This is a genomic window from Aeromonas finlandensis (assembly GCF_000764645.1).
GTDB lineage: Bacteria > Pseudomonadota > Gammaproteobacteria > Enterobacterales > Aeromonadaceae > Aeromonas > Aeromonas finlandensis.
On sequence record NZ_JRGK01000037.1, the window covers coordinates 1 to 14,555 of the forward strand.

Genomic DNA, 14,555 nt, shown 5'->3' on the forward strand with positions numbered 1-14,555 from the left:
GGCTTCAGGTGTGGCATATCAGGTATTCAAAAAAAATAATGGCAAGCTAAATCCAGTCGATTTTTCTCAGTCAACCCACTTAGAGCATAAAAATGGTGATATACGTGAGCATAATGTGGAATTTGCTATCAGCCCTATAATGATTAGTAATGAATTTAAGCCTGGAATAATGAACTCTTCTATGACCTTTGAGCTTGAGTACCCATAGCAACATTAATGTCAATCTATTGATTAAATTTCATCGAGCTTTATATATTTCATATTACTTAAAATAAATGTGTCTTCAAAATCTACCGATTACAGATTTTTCTGTTATCACGGGTGGTAAATGGGTCCTTTGTTGCCATGAAACTGTTCTGGGATGTATGGAGATGGTATTCACCTGACTGTTGCCCACAAAAGGGTGTAGTCATACGGGGTGTTGTTGCCCACATAGATGCAGCTTGAATGGAACTAACTGAGGGTACGGTGATCTGAGCATCACCATTCCCTCCCTTCAAGTCTGCATCATGGGCAAGTCTCTTCACCCAATCACCAACTGGCCTCAATACAACATTCTGATACCCGTGATTCACTCACCTTCTGGGTTCATGAGTGAATCGCCTCGGGTTTTCTAGACACTAAGTTGCTGAAAAATAAACTGCCTTTCACACTCTACCGGCGACAGTCCATCATTGGAGCCATGGCCCCTGATGGGGTTGTAAAACATCTCGATATCATCAAATACGTCGCTGCGGGCTTCGTCTCTTGTCGGGTAAATCCTGCGCTTGATCCGATCCCGTTTGAGTAACTGAAAGAAGCTCTCGGCGACAGCGTTGTCGTGGCAGTTACCACGTCGGCTCATACTGCAACTCAGGTTGTGGGCCTTCAGAAAGTCCTGCCATTCACCACCGGTAAACTGACTGCCTTGATCCGAATGCACTAATACCGGCTGCTTTGGCTTGCGCCGCCAAACCGCCATCAATAACGCATCAACCGCCAAGTCTGCCGTCATGCGTGGCTTCATTGCTCAGCCGACGTTCTGACGGGTCATAACACCTCCAATAGTTGCATCATTTTAAGGCTATGGGATGTGTAGGGAACTGGAGCAATTCACAGTTCGATAGGCATATACAATGCCTACTTGGCAAAGACTGGACGTTCGCTTACGCCTCCGCTAGCCTGACAATGTCAGAAGAATTCTTTGACAACATGCTGTGCAGCAAGGAGGCTTTAATGTATTTACACGATTATGCCAGGTTGGGGATCTGCCTACCCCTCATCTTAACTTCCGGAAATTCAGTATCTGCAGCCAAGGAAATCACTACACAATTGACTATTTCTGGGCGAGTTATCAATGCTCCATGTCAAACTAGCCTGGAGCCAGATAATTTAGTGGCAACTTGCAATAATAACGGTGAAATATCAAGAGATACAATAAAGTTAACACAATTTGAGTTAAGAAGAACGAACGAGTTGACCTTTGCCAGACTGGATTATCAATGGGTAGATAAAGCGAACGCCATGGCCATTATAAAAATTAGTTATTATTGAGCAAATAACTGCCAGACTTATCTTTACTCTCTACGCCGGCATTAAGTCGGCGTTTTCCATCCAAATAGCCCGTTGCATGATAAAGGTGAAATGGATGAAAATCCTTGACCATTTTTGCACCAAAGCGATGGGCGATCGAAAAAAAACCAGGGACAAGCCCTGGTAAAAGGTTCAGGTTAACATACAGCACACAATCAAAACTACTTTATAGAATTGACCGATTAATAGAATATAGCATGGCCAGAACACGACTTTTAGTCGTGTAAATCCTCTCCAATCTGTAGGATTAGTCTGACTCAGAGAGATGTGCTCTGGCCGTCATACGATCTTATCAATGCTGCTTTTGCTAGATAACGACAAAAAAAGAAGCCCAGCAACGCTGGGCAAACGCGGTAGGTATAGTACCAAATACTGCCTTGAATGACAGTCAACATCAACACGGGCGGAGAGGATGTTGTATTAGTACAATACCAAATACAGATAGACATGCTCACCAGTCATCGCCTTGGTATAAGGTGGGAAAATTCCTGCATGGCGAGTCAAAATATACTTAATAAATATTCGCGACACGCTCATTTTAAATAGCTCGATTTATCTTCCCGATCATTGTACCAATAATATTGGTAATCCAGTTTATAGCAGCATTACTCGAGGAGCGTCTATGCCTTCCAATGAGCACATCAAACTCTATCGGTGAGTCATTGTAGTGGTCTAATCATCCCAGATACCATTTTAGGTGGTACAGTCGCCACCATAATTTGAGGTGTTCAATGACAAGATTGCGTCGCTCATTTACTGCCGAGTTCAAACTCGAACCCGAACCCGCATCCCTGGTGCTCGACCAGGGATATTCTGTCCCTGAAGCCAGCCGTTCACTGGATGTCGGTGAAACAGTACTTCGCCGTTGGGTTCAGCAGCTTCAGTCAGAACGAACCGGCACCACCCCTATCAGCAAAGCGTTGACTCCGGAACAGCAGAAAATCCAGGAGTTGGAAGCCCGTATCAACCGGCTCGAGCGCGAAAAGGACATACTAAAAAAGCTACGGCTCTCTGTCCTGACAAGATTGGGCGCCCCATGGCTGGTCATGTGCTTGCGCGCCGAAATACTTGCTGGGTCTTGTGCTGGAGGCTGGACAAGCACACCAAAAGCTACAGTTCGTTAAACAAGTACGCCAGAGCCAAAAACGACCAAGGGGTTGGCATCATGATGATGCCAACCCCTTGTTTTATATGGCGCTCCCGACTGGAGTCGAACCAGTGGCCTGTCCCTTAGGAGGGGACCGCTCTATCCTACTGAGCTACGGGAGCTGTGTGGCGGGCATTATACAAGAAGCAACTCCCTTTTAAACCCTTGATTCTTATTCCAATACTGCCAAATCCCCATTCTGGATGTTAAACGGTGAATATTTGTTCTGACTGCTGATGATGGCGCCGTCGTCGAACACCTGCACCACTTCGAACAGGCCGTCAGCCGGGTTGCGCATCATGCGAGACTTGCCATAGGGGTCGATGAAGTCGGCGTTGTGCTGGATGCGGAACTGGTCGCCGAGTTTGACGCCGTTGCGCCGCCCCAGATTGATGTAGGGGCCGCGCTCGTTCTGGCCGACCACCCGGGCAGTGACCGGGGCGCAGGTGAGCTGTGCCACCAGATCCTGAGCGGCCTGCTGCAGCTGGTAGTTGACCTCCTGGCCGTAGCTTGACTGCCAGAACTGGCCACTGCTGCTGCCCACCTGCTCCCGCTTGCCAAAGGTCCAGGTGGCGCGCCCTTCATAGACCTTGCGGTTAACCAGACTGCCGTTGATGCCGTCGAACAGGTAGAGCTGCATGCGAAAGTTGCGCACGGGATCCTGATACCAGCTGGTCAGCTGGTTACCCTGCGGTTCGATGGAGAGATCGTCGATGCTGCCGAGCACCAGATACTGGCTATCGGTGCGCAGGCTGAGCGCCTTGATCTCCTCAAGGGCACTGCGATCCCCCTGTTGCAGATGGAGCGGGTCGATGCGCAGGTTTTCGTCCAGCCACTGGCGCACCGCGACCCCTTGCTGGGCGTTGGCGAGGGTTTCGAACAGCCGGCGCGAGAGGTTCTCCGGCATGTCGTCCATGGCGCCATAGCTGGCCTGATCCGGATAGCGCATCCGCAGCCTGACCAGTGTCAAATCCTTGGCGAAGTGCTGGGTCTGGCAGATCTGGCGCTCGGCCTGAATGTCGGCCACCAGCGTGACGTACATGCGGCCGTTGCGCACCTCTTCCCGCTTGAGGCGGTACTGGCGAATGTCGCCGCCGGAGCGGATCTGGATCTGCTCGGAGCGCAGGCTGCCATTTTCCAGACGCTGGACGCTGGAGACGGCGGCGCCGCTCGCCAGCAGTGCCTGACGCAGGGCATCGCGGGTCGCCTGCTCGCGGGCATAGACTTCATCGCCCCCGATAATGGCGGCGCTGCCCTGCGCTTCGATAAGCTCGGCGCGGGCACTCAGGCTGGCCAGCAGCAGGGTCAACAGCAGCGGTAATTTCATAGCAGATACCTTGATTAGGCGGCTCACAGCCTCTTCTTCTTTTGAAGAGGGCATCGCGGGCCGACATGGCTCACAACAGTCGTTCGAAGATGATTTTCTGACCATCCGCCAGATATTGGCTCAACTGCGAAACTGGCAGCAAGAATCATGCCTCATTCCCGGCTCAAGGTTTGGCAGACGTGTCCGATAACAAATCAGGTGCAGATACAGGAAAGGTATCCATGAACAAACTCATCACGGCGTTGGCGCTTGCCCTGGCATTGACCGGGTGTGGCTCCGACCCTATCAATCGGGATCAGGGTGACCCCCGCCAGGCGGCGCAGGGGATGGAACTCAACTGGCTGGTGGCGCGCATGACCGATCAGCTGATGGAGCGCAAATCGCTGACCACCCTGACCGAGCCCATCGCGGTGGCCTCTTTCGTTGATCTCGACACCCTGCAGGATACCAACTGGATGGGGCAGCAGATTGAGGAGAGCTTTATCTACGAGCTCAACCGCCGCGGCGAGGTGGTGGTGGACTTCAAGCTGACCGGCAGTATCAAGGTGACGCCGCAGGGGGACTTCGTGCTGAGCCGCAACTACAAGGAGCTCTCTTCCCGTTTGCCGATCTCCCGCATTCTGGTCGGCACCTTCAGCCGCAATAGCAAGGGGATCCTGGTCAACGCCCGCGTTATCGACATGCGCACCAAGATGGTGGAGACCACGGCCCAGAGCCTGATCCCGCAAAAATATCTGTTCGGTGCCAACAATTCGTTTGGTCGGGCATCGATCAATCGCGGTTATCTGATGCGTGACAGTCAGGCCCGGCCGGGCGGTCATCTGGTCAACCTGACCCCGTGAGGAGCGAGTCATGAAGATTCTGTTTGGTTGCCTGTTGGCACTCTTGCTCGCCGGTTGCAGCTACAACCGGGTGGTGGATTACACCCAGGGTGGCAAGCCCGATGATTTTCCGGTGCTCAAGGCGGTGGGCTATGCGGTGATCGACATCCAGCCCGGCCCCTCCCAGTCGGAGAAGATGCTGCAAGCCATTCGTGCCTCCAAGATGGATGCTTACCGTGAACTTGCCGAGCAGCTCAATGGCCAGCAGGTGCGCGGCCAGAGCAGCTATCGTGATCTGACCCAGACCTCCAACTCGCTGGATGTGTCGGTCGCCGGTGTGGTGCGCGGTGCCCGAGTGGTGGCCTCCTATCCTCGCGGCAACACCTATGCCACCGAGATGGAACTCGATACCCGCGCCCTCTACAACATCAACCAGCTGATGGCCGGTCAGTTCTGATGTGAATCGGTCAGCAGATGAACCATCAAGGCGAGCCAGTGGCTCGCCTTGTTGTTATCCGGGGGGAGGCATCGTGGTGGAGCGGGAGGCGTGAGAGGGCTTTTGATGGGCGATTTGACCCTCGCAAGGGCAGTTTGATAGTGCAAAATCGTCAAGTAATGGTGTATGACAATAGCCACTCATTTACTTTTTTCGAACAATAAATCGATTCCGGAGCGGCGGATTTCCTTCTCTGATGCTCTTGCTGAGCCCTTGGTCTTGCCCTGACGGCAGAAAAAACAGAGGCGGGCATGATGCCCGCCTCTTGTCGATCCGGCTGCGTTATTTGCCCAACGGCACTATTTACCCATCTTACCCATCACGACTATTTACCCATCAACACGGGTGGCACTGCGGTGGGTTTGACATCCTCGCTCGGGTAGCAGCCAAGCACCTTGATATAGCGGGTGATCTTGGTCAGCTCCACCAGTGCGGCCTGCATCGCCGGGGTCTGCAGGTTGGCGGAGACATCCAGATAGAACATCTCTTCCCACGGGTTGCCCTGCACCGGACGGGACTCCAGCTTGGTCATGTTGATCTCGTGGTTGCGCAGTACCAGCAGCGCCTCCACCAGTGAACCCGGTTTCTGGGAGGTGGACATGATGAGGGTGGTCTTGGCCGGGATCTGCGGTGCCACGTCGATGGGCTTGCGCGCCACTACGATGAAGCGGCTGTAGTTCTCTTTCTGGTTGGCAAGCTGCTCGGCCAGCACGTCCAGGCCATAGAGCTCGCCACCGGCGGCGCTACCGATGGCGGCGGCCTCGGGGCTGGCCAGCTCTTTGACCTTCATCATGGCGCTGGAGGAGGAGTCGCAGATCTCGTGGCGGGCCCCTTCCAGCTTGCTCAGGTAGTGGGAGCACTGCTGGAACACCTGCGGGTGGGCATAGAAGGTCTTGATGCGATCCAGCTCGGTCGGCACGGCGGTGAGGATGCAGTGCTCGATGGGGTAGGTGAGTTCGCCGACGATGGAGAGGCTGGTGTGCTGCATCACGTCATAGACTTCGTTGATGGAGCCCGAGCTGGTGTTCTCGATGGGCAGCACACCAAAGGCGGCGCGACCCGACTCCACCGCATCCAGTACTTCGCGAAAATTCTGGCAGTTCACCTCGATCACCTGATCCTTGTAGCGCGCCAGATATTTGCGGGCGGCAAGGCTGGAGTAGGAACCGCGCGGCCCCAGATAGGCGACGCTGGTCATCGGCTCCTGCTGCTCCGGGTTGAGCAGGCTCTGCAGATAGGCCTGCTGGGAGAGCACCGAGTCCTCGATGATGGTGTGGTAGATGCGGGTGATGTACTGGGCATCCAGCCCCAGCACGCGCCCTTTCTGGATCAGGGCGACCAGCAGCTCCTGCTCCCGCTGATGGTCACGGATGGGGCGCGGGTTGGCTTGCTTGGCGCGGGCAACCTCGATGCTGAGGGTCTTGCGTTTCGCCAGCAGGGCAAGCAGCTCCTGATCCAACCGGGTGATGTCTTGTCTGATCTCGTCGAGCGTTGCCATGATTGTTCCCTATCCAAGTAATCGATTGATATTAATGCAAAAAAAAGCCTCCGCTAGGGGAGGCTCGATTCGTCTTTGCTTGCTGCTCACACGACGACAGGCCTTCCCTCAAGCGGGCCGGATAAACGAGAAAGCAAAGAAGAATGTTGGCTGCATGGTCAGAATCCTGATTGTAATGCCCTAACCATTAAGGGATTTGCCAGTCTGTTGCAAGTAAAACTTGCCCGCGGGCGGGGATGGGGGCAGGGTATCCGGTTAAGAAAATGAGTATGGATGATGTTCCATTGACTCTGTTTTGACGACATCAACAGGATGGGGGAGGTGAAGACGATGGCGATTATTTTCGATCTGGGACGGGTGGTGGTGAGCTGGGATCCGGTGGGTATTGTGCGTTCGGTGCGTGGCCCGCAAGGGGCTGAGTCGCTGGCGGAACAGCTCTTTAACCACCCGGACTGGCTGGAGGTGGATCGGGGCACCATGTCGCTGCACACCATGGCTCGCCAAGCCGAGGGCCGAACCGGCCTGAGCGCCGCAGAAAATCTGGCCATTTTACAGGCGGTTCCCGCCTCCCTGCTGCCAGATCCCGCTATGCTAACCCTGATAGCCGAGCTGCACGGGGCGGGGCATACCCTGTATGCCCTCTCCAACATGGGCCATGCCAGCATCGACTGGCTGGAGCAGCATCAGGATTTCTGGCGCTGCTTCAGCGGCAAGGTGGTATCGGCGCGGGTGCGGATGATGAAGCCTGAGCCGGATATCTATTGCTATCTGCTGGTGTCGTTCGATCTGAAACCGGCAGAGTGCATCTTCATCGATGACAGTCCCGCCAACATTGCGGCCGCCGAGGCCCTTGGCATCAGAGGGATCGTCTTCACCGACGTGGCGAGTTGCCGTCAGCAACTGGGTGCGCTGGGCTGTTTGCCCGCCATCGACAAGGGGTGAGACCCCTGTGGGAGCACTATGGAGCATGGCCGGTTTCGCAACTGGTTGAGTCACTATCCCGAGGCGACCCTGATCATCGCCTGCCAGGATGGTAGCGGTTATCAGCTCTGTATCGAGGCGGAAGGGGAGTGCCTCTGCCTGACCGACAGCGAGGGGGGGCACCTGACCTTTACCTCGCTGGAGCAGGCGCAGGGTTTCTTGCGAGCCCATCAGGTTCATCAGGCAAGATTGCGAATTTATGACGCCCAAAGTGAAGATATGTCGTCAGAATCACAGGAAATAACCATCAAGTTTTAATTTTAACCAGACTCTTTAAGGGTCTATTCAGCTTGTTTCCCCCACAATACCGCACCTGTTCATCATTCGGAGCTGTTTAATGGGTGCCAATGTTGTTGTACTGAATCAGGGATATGATCACTCTTTTCAAGCCAGGGAACTGCAGCTGATTGAGCGGCTGGCGATTTTTGACGAGCTGATTGTCTCTTTTTCGGGACGGTTGGAATCCTGCTACAGCATCGATCTGTGTCGTGCCAGTGGTATGAAAATCCGTGCCATTACCATCGATAACCCGACCCGCAGCCGCCGTGAAGTGGCCCGTGCCCGCCGTTATTGCCAGCGTTATGGTATTGAACAATGGATCATCAAAACCGACGAGATTGTCTTTTGCGATCGTCTTCCTCATATGGAGGGGCTGATCGACCCGGTGCGCCGAGTGTGTGAATATGTGCAGGAGCGTCCAGAGTGGGCTCATCTGCCGCTGTTACTGCCGGCCTCTGTGGAGGAGCGGGACGACTACTTGGCCCAATTCGGCTCTTTGCCAGCTAATACCATCTGGTTTTTTGCCTACAACGGGGTGACGAGCCGCGATTTTCGCTATGGCTTCCACAAGCGCCAGCTTGATCGCTGGGGCAAGGGGGGCAACGGCTGCCTGAGCAATCGCTTCACCAATCCACGCCTGCTCGAGCAGCGCTATCTGCGGATGGTGGATCAGGCCGAGCAGATGCTGACCGACATGGGGCTGGACGAGGCACAAGTCTTTTTCCATACCCTGTGCGACTGCACTACCACCCTGGCCAGAGTGCGCTTGCCTGAGCATCAGCGGGCCCAGGCTTTTGATATGCAATCGGATATTTTGTCTGCGCTCAAAGGGACCGAGTTTGATCTGGTGACTCTGGATATGGTGCAGAAAGAGCGGCACGATCTCGCCATCTAGCTTGCGACTCGGGTGCCAGAACGTGAGTGCTGTCATAGGCAAGGGGCGATGGGACTGTTTATACTGTCGCCCTTTCACCCGTTACCGAGCTTCGCCCTATGAAACCCTTCTCCCGTCTGCTGGTGGCCCTTTGCCTCTCCCCCGTGCTGGCGCAGGCCGCCCCCCTCTCTCAGGTGACCCTGCCCGATGGTCGGCTGGTTCAGCTCAACGATGATTTCACCTGGGAGTATCTGGTGGTCAAGCCGGCCGAACCCGTCAAGGCGGTAGCCGAAGGGGCACAAGCGGGTGCAGTGGTCGCGGTGGCGGCGCCTGTGCTGACCGATCAGGCCAAGGCGCACCCTGAGCTGTTGTCGCAAGCGGCGCGTGACGGGGTTGTGGTCAAGCTGGACAACATTGACGGTGCTGACCCGCTGGCGCTGACCTTTATGGTGAGCAATACCGGCAACCGCAATGTGGTGGGGGTGCGCGGCATGGTGACCCTGTTCAGTGCTGACGGTGTGCAGCTGAGCCGCCAGGAGGCCCGTTTCTGGGTTGCCGAGAACCGTCTGCCGGAGACCTATCTGCGCAAGGGGCAAGTCCGTCCGTCGCTGGCGCTCGAGCTCCCCCGTCCTGCCGGATTGACCGGTCAGCCGCTGGTGCGGGTCGAGATTGACGAGGTGGTCTTCCGCTGATTTTTTCGCTGTTCCGGCCCATTCAATCAGTCTGGGTCGGCAACTTGTTGCCGCCGACACCCCCAGCAATATCTGCTTACATCTGACATGGTTCTGCAACAGCTTGCGGCTCGGCAAGCAGGGAACTTCGCCGCACAATGACTTCATCCCAGCCCGTTAGCAACGGGCTCAATCACATGGAGTCAACATCATGAAAAAAGTAACCGTATCTCTGCTTGTTCTGGCCGGGTTTGTCTCTACTTCCGCCCTGGCGCAAGATGCTTTTAGCTACGCCAAGGGCGCGGCTACCTGGGCTCACACCAAGTCCGATTTTCTCAAGTCCGATCAATTCGGCGGGGAGTTCTCGCGGGATAATGGTGGATCACGTGACTTTGGCGGCTTGACGCTGGATCTCTCCAAATCCTTTGCCGATCACTTCTATGGTCGCCTGCTCTCCGAGGGCACCTCTGCCCAGGACGGCAATGACAGCATGGGCATCGGTAGCCTGGGTGTCGGTGTCTTTACCCCGCTCAGCACTGGCCTGAACCTCTACGGTGAAACCGGTGTGATGGGTTACACCATGGAACGCGAGTGGAAGACCAACGTGGACAACAAGGGCTGGGATACCATTTTGCGTAAAACTTCTGGCAGCATGTACGGTGAAGTGGGCCTGCGCTACGACATCGGTGACATCGAGCTCTCCACCGCCTACCGCTACGCCAACATGACCGGCGATATGCATGACTTCAAGGTGGGCGGCGCCTACAAGCTCAACCAGAACTGGGCGCTGACTGCCGACTACACCTATCGCAAGTGGGATCTGCAACAGGGTTCCATCTCCAGCCTGGGTGTGAAGTACAGCTTCTAATTTCCTGTACCTTAGTGTCTTGTGCTTGCCCATGGCGTTTGCCATGGGCTTTTTTGTTTTCCGGTGATCCGCAACTCTCCCTTGTGCCGTATCAGTCGCCAATAGTTATACAACTTTCATTTCTTTGTATAACTGCTATAACTGAATCAAGGCTTATACAAGGAGCGTCATCATGTACAAGATTAAAGTCGGTATCAGTGCCTGCCTGCTGGGACAAGAGGTGCGTTTCGATGGGGGCCACAAGCGCTCCAGCTTCTGCGAACGGGATCTTGGCGCTCACTTTGACTATCACCCCGTCTGTCCCGAGATGGCCATTGGTCTGGGGGCGCCCCGCGCCGCCATCCGGCTGGTCAAGCGTCACGGCGAGATCCGCGCCGAGGCGAGCAATGGCAGCTTCGATGTCACCGAGAAGCTGATTGCCTTCAGCGAGCAGAAAGCCCGCCAGCTCGACTTTATCTCCGGTTATATCCTCTGTGCCAAATCCCCCAGCTGCGGCATGGAGCGGGTCAAGGTCTATGGCGCCAATAACGAGGGGAGCGCCAAGGAGGGGATCGGCCTGTTTGCCAAGGCGTTGATGGAGGCCAACCCCTTGTTGCCGGTAGAGGAAGATGGCCGCCTGTGCGATCCCATCCTGCGCGAGAACTTCGTGTTGCGGGTCTTCGCCTATCACGACTGGCAGCAGCTCTGTGCCCGTGGCATCACCGCCTCTGCGCTGATCCGCTTCCACTCCCGCTACAAGTATCTGGTGCTCTCCCATGCCACCACCCACTACCGCATCCTCGGCAAGCTGCTCGGCAATCTGGGCAAGTCCGCCAACTTGCAGGAGGTGGCCGACAACTACATCAAGGGGTTGATGACGGCGCTGACCCTGCGCGCCAATCGCCGCAGCCACACCAATGTGCTGATGCACCTGCAGGGCTACTTCAAGCGAGTGCTGACCCCGGCCCAGAAGCAGGAGCTTGCCGATACCATCGACAAGTACCGCACCGGCATCTTCCCCTTGCTGGTGCCGCTCACCCTGATCCGCCACTACCTGCGCGAGTACCCCAACCCCTATCTCGCCGAGCAGGTTTATCTCAATCCGCACCCCGATACGCTCAAGCTGCGTTACGGGCTCTGAATCCGTTCTGTTGCTCCGGCGCATGGTTTGCGCCGGGGAGCCTTACCTCTCTGTTTGATGGACGTTGTCATGTCTGATTTACCGCAAGAAGTTGCTCCTCTGGCTGATGAGGGGATCTACCCCATTCGCGAGGTATCCCGTCTCACCGGCGTCAACGCCGTGACTCTGCGCGCCTGGCAGCGCCGCTATGGTCTGGTGCAGCCGGCCCGTACCGAAAAGGGGCACCGCCTCTACAGCGAGCAGGATATCCGCCAGATCGGCGAGATCCTGAGCTGGCTGGAGCGGGGGGTGAGCATCGGGCAGGTGAAGGGGCTCTTGAGCGAACCTCACGCCCAGCCGGTGAGCGATCACTGGCTGCAAACCCTGGAGCAGTTCAGTCAGGCGCTGCTCGCCTTCAACCAGCGCAAGGCGGAGGCCGAGCTTAACGATCTGCTGGCAAGCTACCCGTTCGAGCTGGTGCGCAGTCGGGTGCTGCAACCGCTGGTGGAGCGGCTGCTGGGACTGTGGCGTGAGCGGCCCGATGGCGAGTTGCTGCAACAGGTGTGGCTGGGCTGGCTGCATACCCGCTTCGCCCGCCACCTGATCGAGCAGGATAAGGGCGTGCCGATCACGCTGGCTAGCTGGGGACAGGTCGGCCCCCTCGATCTGGTCTGGACCGCTTACGAGCTGATCGGTCAGGGCTATGAGGTGCAACTGCTGGGGGCGGTTGAACCTCGCCATGCCAGCCTGCTTGAGGGACGTGCTGCCACCCCCTGGCTGGTGCTGCTGGGGGCAGGGCTTGGCAAGCAGGAGCTGGCCGCCGGCTGGCCCGCCGGCACACGCCTGTTTGGCGAGCTGGGGCGTCTCTACGATGGTGAGTGGCTTAAAGCCCACGGCTGGCAGGCGAGCCTTGCCGAGCTGATGGCAGACGCACCTGCTGCGGCTGGCGCCAGCGGACGCGGGAGGAAAAAGTCATGAAGCTGGTCTGGTTTCGCAACGATCTGCGCCTTGCCGACAACCCGGCACTGCGGCATGCCTGCGCCGATGATGAGCCGGTGGCCGCGCTCTTTATCGTCTCCCCCACCCAGTGGCGGCAGCACAAGATGGCCCCCATCCGTCAGCGCTTTATGCTGGCGCAGGTGGATGTGCTGGGCCACGAGCTGGCGGCGCTTGGCATCCCGCTCCATCTGCTGCGATTGGAGACCTTTGCCGAGGTACCTGCAGCGTTGGCAGAGCTCTGCCGCGAGCAGGGGGTGACCCAGCTCTACGCCAATCAGGCTATCGAGATCGATGAGCAGCGCCGCGACCACGCCGTTACTGCCGCGCTGGCAGAGCAGGCGGTGAGTTGTCACTGGCTCAACGGCTGTTGCGTATTGCCGCCGGGGCGGGTGCTGACCGGGTCGGGGGAGATGTTCAAGGTCTTCACTCCCTTCAGCCGCGCCTGGCTCAAGGCACTCGACGAGGATGGTTTTGTCATTCATCGCGCTCCTGCGCCCCGTGGCGAGCCGTTGCCGTGGCAGCCGCTGGCAAAGCGGGAGTGGGTCGATGAAGCGCTCGGCCAGCTGACGGCAGATCCCCGCTGGCCGGTGGGGGAGGCGGAAGCCCGGCGCCGTTTGAACGATTTTCTGGAGAAGTCGGTGCTCGACTATGGCGAGACCCGGGATTTTCCTGCCATCGCAGGCACGTCCGGGCTCTCCCCCTATCTGGCGGCGGGCATCATCAGCCCGCGCCAGTGTGTGGCGGCGCTCCAGCAGCGTCTCGGTTATCGGCCCCAGTCGAAGGCCCAGCCCGGCTTTGTCTGGCTCAACGAGCTGGTCTGGCGCGAGTTCTATCGCCACCTGCTGGTACTGATCCCGACTCTCTCCATGAATCGCCCCTTCAAGCCCGAGACGGCGGCCTTGCCGTGGAGCTGGGATCCTGATGCCTTCGCCGCCTGGTGCGAGGGGCGCACCGGCTACCCCATCGTCGATGCGGCGATGCGCTGCCTCAACGCCACCGGCTGGATGCACAACCGGCTGAGGATGATAGTGGCGAGCTTTCTCACCAAGGATCTCCATATCCACTGGCGGCTCGGGGAGGATTACTTCATGAGTCGACTCATCGATGGCGATCTGGCGGCCAACAACGGCGGCTGGCAGTGGGCAGCGGGTACCGGCGCCGACGCAGCGCCCTATTTCCGGGTGTTCAACCCCACCACTCAGGGGCAACGATTTGATCCACAAGGGGAGTTTATCCGTACCTGGGTAACTGAACTGGCCGATATTCCCGCCGCTTATGTGCATCAGCCCCACGACTGGCTGCGACTCAAGGGGCGACAGGATTATCCGGCACCCATGGTGGATCACGCCGTTGCCCGGGTGAGAGCCATCGAGATGTTTCGCTCTCTGGAGAAATAGGATGAACGAGCCGCTGGCCCGCTTTATTGGCCTCTATCAGCAACTGGACAAACAGCAGTTGCATCGCTTGCCCGAGGTCTATGCCGAACAGGTGGTCTTTACCGATCCGGCCCACCGTATCGAGGGGCTGGTAGCCCTTGGCGACTATTTTGCCGCCCTCTATCAGCGCCTCGCCTACTGTCGCTTCGTCATTACCAGTCAGCAGCAGCAAGGGCCGCAGGCCTGGCTCGGCTGGACCATGACCTTCTCTCACCCCAGATTGCGTGGTGGTGAGCCGGTGACGGTGGAGGGGGCCACCCGCCTCGAATTCGACGAGGCGGGCAAGGTGTGCCAGCACAGGGACTATTTTGACCTGGGCGCCATGCTCTACGAGCAGTTGCCGCTGCTCGGGCCTGTGGTACGCGCCATCAAGGGGAGGCTCGGCGCATGAGCGGCCGGGTGTTCATCACCGGGGCGACCTCCGGCATCGGTCGCCAGTTGGCGCTGGATTACCGGCGCGCAGGCTGGCAGGTGTGGGGCTGTGGTC

At 57.3% G+C, this 14,555-nt stretch carries 15 protein-coding genes, 1 tRNA gene, 3 pseudogenes and 1 other annotated feature; of the genes and pseudogenes, 15 read left to right on the forward strand and 4 right to left on the reverse strand.

The window, feature by feature from the left end; all coding sequences use genetic code 11:
• The coding region (locus LD28_RS23620; RefSeq protein WP_033135927.1) for a hypothetical protein at window positions 1-208 on the forward strand (208 nt) is incomplete at its 5' end.
• Window positions 209-613: 405 nt separating this feature from the next.
• Here the strand turns inward: LD28_RS23620 and LD28_RS0105085 are convergent.
• Window positions 614-1,009 (reverse strand): annotated as a pseudogene (locus LD28_RS0105085) (DDE-type integrase/transposase/recombinase); the annotation flags it as partial.
• Between the two features lie 206 nt (window positions 1,010-1,215).
• Here LD28_RS0105085 and LD28_RS22850 point away from each other — a divergent pair.
• Both LD28_RS22850 and LD28_RS22135 read left to right on the forward strand, forming a co-directional pair.
• Window positions 1,216-1,533 (forward strand): hypothetical protein, encoded by a 318-nt coding sequence (locus tag LD28_RS22850; protein WP_156120114.1) that lies wholly within the window; start codon window positions 1,216-1,218, stop codon window positions 1,531-1,533.
• 770 nt (window positions 1,534-2,303) lie between these two features.
• A pseudogene (locus tag LD28_RS22135) lies at window positions 2,304-2,573 on the forward strand (transposase); the annotation flags it as partial.
• A gap of 191 nt (window positions 2,574-2,764) precedes the next feature.
• On the opposite strand, the gene LD28_RS0105090 reads toward LD28_RS22135, so the two are convergent.
• Together LD28_RS0105090 and LD28_RS0105095 are read right to left on the reverse strand one after the other, a co-directional pair.
• Window positions 2,765-2,841: transfer RNA gene (locus tag LD28_RS0105090), tRNA-Arg, on the reverse strand.
• A gap of 50 nt (window positions 2,842-2,891) precedes the next feature.
• Complete coding sequence (locus LD28_RS0105095) at window positions 2,892-4,046, reverse strand: flagella assembly protein FlgT (protein WP_033135928.1); 1,155 nt, start codon at window positions 4,044-4,046, stop codon at window positions 2,892-2,894.
• Between the two features lie 221 nt (window positions 4,047-4,267).
• Here LD28_RS0105095 and LD28_RS0105100 point away from each other — a divergent pair, with 221 nt between their 5' ends.
• Both LD28_RS0105100 and LD28_RS0105105 read left to right on the forward strand, forming a co-directional pair.
• Window positions 4,268-4,888, forward strand: a complete 621-nt coding sequence (locus tag LD28_RS0105100; RefSeq protein ID WP_005338718.1) for a FlgO family outer membrane protein — start codon at window positions 4,268-4,270, stop codon at window positions 4,886-4,888.
• Between the two features lie 10 nt (window positions 4,889-4,898).
• The gene (locus LD28_RS0105105) at window positions 4,899-5,324 is read left to right on the forward strand and encodes an LPP20 family lipoprotein (protein ID WP_033135929.1); all 426 of its coding nucleotides are present in this window, start codon (window positions 4,899-4,901) and stop codon (window positions 5,322-5,324) included.
• Window positions 5,325-5,688: 364 nt separating this feature from the next.
• Here LD28_RS0105105 and pheA read toward each other — a convergent pair whose 3' ends face one another.
• Window positions 5,689-6,861, reverse strand: a complete 1,173-nt coding sequence (pheA, locus tag LD28_RS0105110) for a prephenate dehydratase (RefSeq protein WP_033135930.1) — start codon at window positions 6,859-6,861, stop codon at window positions 5,689-5,691.
• Between the two features lie 38 nt (window positions 6,862-6,899).
• Window positions 6,900-7,021, reverse strand: a sequence feature (Phe leader region).
• A gap of 170 nt (window positions 7,022-7,191) precedes the next feature.
• Here pheA and LD28_RS0105115 point away from each other — a divergent pair.
• The 10 genes and pseudogenes from LD28_RS0105115 to LD28_RS22855 form a co-directional block, all read left to right on the forward strand.
• The gene (locus LD28_RS0105115) at window positions 7,192-7,803 is read left to right on the forward strand and encodes an HAD family hydrolase (RefSeq protein ID WP_033135931.1); all 612 of its coding nucleotides are present in this window, start codon (window positions 7,192-7,194) and stop codon (window positions 7,801-7,803) included.
• An 18-nt stretch (window positions 7,804-7,821) separates the two neighbouring features.
• Window positions 7,822-8,100: a DUF6482 family protein gene (locus LD28_RS0105120; protein ID WP_033135932.1), complete on the forward strand. Its 279-nt coding sequence runs from the start codon at window positions 7,822-7,824 to the stop codon at window positions 8,098-8,100.
• 79 nt (window positions 8,101-8,179) lie between these two features.
• The gene (locus LD28_RS0105125) at window positions 8,180-9,016 is read left to right on the forward strand and encodes an adenine nucleotide alpha hydrolase family protein (RefSeq protein WP_033135933.1); all 837 of its coding nucleotides are present in this window, start codon (window positions 8,180-8,182) and stop codon (window positions 9,014-9,016) included.
• 98 nt (window positions 9,017-9,114) lie between these two features.
• Window positions 9,115-9,687 (forward strand): DUF3157 family protein, encoded by a 573-nt coding sequence (locus tag LD28_RS0105130; protein ID WP_033135934.1) that lies wholly within the window; start codon window positions 9,115-9,117, stop codon window positions 9,685-9,687.
• A gap of 190 nt (window positions 9,688-9,877) precedes the next feature.
• Window positions 9,878-10,534 (forward strand): autotransporter outer membrane beta-barrel domain-containing protein, encoded by a 657-nt coding sequence (locus tag LD28_RS0105135; protein WP_033135935.1) that lies wholly within the window; start codon window positions 9,878-9,880, stop codon window positions 10,532-10,534.
• A gap of 172 nt (window positions 10,535-10,706) precedes the next feature.
• Window positions 10,707-11,654, forward strand: coding sequence for a YbgA family protein (locus LD28_RS0105140; RefSeq protein ID WP_033135936.1), 948 nt, complete (start codon window positions 10,707-10,709; stop codon window positions 11,652-11,654).
• 69 nt (window positions 11,655-11,723) lie between these two features.
• On the forward strand, window positions 11,724-12,611 hold the full coding sequence (locus LD28_RS0105145) for a MerR family transcriptional regulator (RefSeq protein ID WP_033135937.1): 888 nt from the start codon (window positions 11,724-11,726) through the stop codon (window positions 12,609-12,611).
• The gene (phrB, locus tag LD28_RS0105150; protein WP_033135938.1) at window positions 12,608-14,029 is read left to right on the forward strand and encodes a deoxyribodipyrimidine photo-lyase; all 1,422 of its coding nucleotides are present in this window, start codon (window positions 12,608-12,610) and stop codon (window positions 14,027-14,029) included. Before LD28_RS0105145 ends, phrB begins: the two co-directional genes overlap by 4 nt.
• A 1-nt stretch (window position 14,030) precedes the next feature.
• Window positions 14,031-14,459: a nuclear transport factor 2 family protein gene (locus LD28_RS0105155; protein WP_033135939.1), complete on the forward strand. Its 429-nt coding sequence runs from the start codon at window positions 14,031-14,033 to the stop codon at window positions 14,457-14,459.
• Window positions 14,456-14,555 (forward strand): annotated as a pseudogene (locus LD28_RS22855) (short-chain dehydrogenase); the annotation flags it as partial. The gene LD28_RS0105155 and the pseudogene LD28_RS22855, both read left to right, overlap by 4 nt.

Excerpts from the sequence above, each read along its gene's own strand:
- LD28_RS0105130 (WP_033135934.1), top strand. The coding sequence starts at position 9,115 with ATGAAACCCTTCTCCCGTCTGCTGGTGGCCCTTTGCCTCTCCCCCGTG.
- LD28_RS0105145 (WP_033135937.1), top strand. The coding sequence starts at position 11,724 with ATGTCTGATTTACCGCAAGAAGTTGCTCCTCTGGCTGATGAGGGGATC.
- LD28_RS0105125 (WP_033135933.1), top strand. The coding sequence starts at position 8,180 with ATGGGTGCCAATGTTGTTGTACTGAATCAGGGATATGATCACTCTTTT.
- phrB (WP_033135938.1), top strand. The coding sequence starts at position 12,608 with ATGAAGCTGGTCTGGTTTCGCAACGATCTGCGCCTTGCCGACAACCCG.
- LD28_RS0105135 (WP_033135935.1), top strand. The coding sequence starts at position 9,878 with ATGAAAAAAGTAACCGTATCTCTGCTTGTTCTGGCCGGGTTTGTCTCT.
- pheA (WP_033135930.1), bottom strand. The coding sequence starts at position 6,861 with ATGGCAACGCTCGACGAGATCAGACAAGACATCACCCGGTTGGATCAG.
- LD28_RS0105105 (WP_033135929.1), top strand. The coding sequence starts at position 4,899 with ATGAAGATTCTGTTTGGTTGCCTGTTGGCACTCTTGCTCGCCGGTTGC.
- LD28_RS0105095 (WP_033135928.1), bottom strand. The coding sequence starts at position 4,046 with ATGAAATTACCGCTGCTGTTGACCCTGCTGCTGGCCAGCCTGAGTGCC.
- LD28_RS0105120 (WP_033135932.1), top strand. The coding sequence starts at position 7,822 with ATGGAGCATGGCCGGTTTCGCAACTGGTTGAGTCACTATCCCGAGGCG.
- LD28_RS0105155 (WP_033135939.1), top strand. The coding sequence starts at position 14,031 with ATGAACGAGCCGCTGGCCCGCTTTATTGGCCTCTATCAGCAACTGGAC.
- LD28_RS22850 (WP_156120114.1), top strand. The coding sequence starts at position 1,216 with ATGTATTTACACGATTATGCCAGGTTGGGGATCTGCCTACCCCTCATC.
- LD28_RS0105115 (WP_033135931.1), top strand. The coding sequence starts at position 7,192 with ATGGCGATTATTTTCGATCTGGGACGGGTGGTGGTGAGCTGGGATCCG.
- LD28_RS0105140 (WP_033135936.1), top strand. The coding sequence starts at position 10,707 with ATGTACAAGATTAAAGTCGGTATCAGTGCCTGCCTGCTGGGACAAGAG.
- LD28_RS0105100 (WP_005338718.1), top strand. The coding sequence starts at position 4,268 with ATGAACAAACTCATCACGGCGTTGGCGCTTGCCCTGGCATTGACCGGG.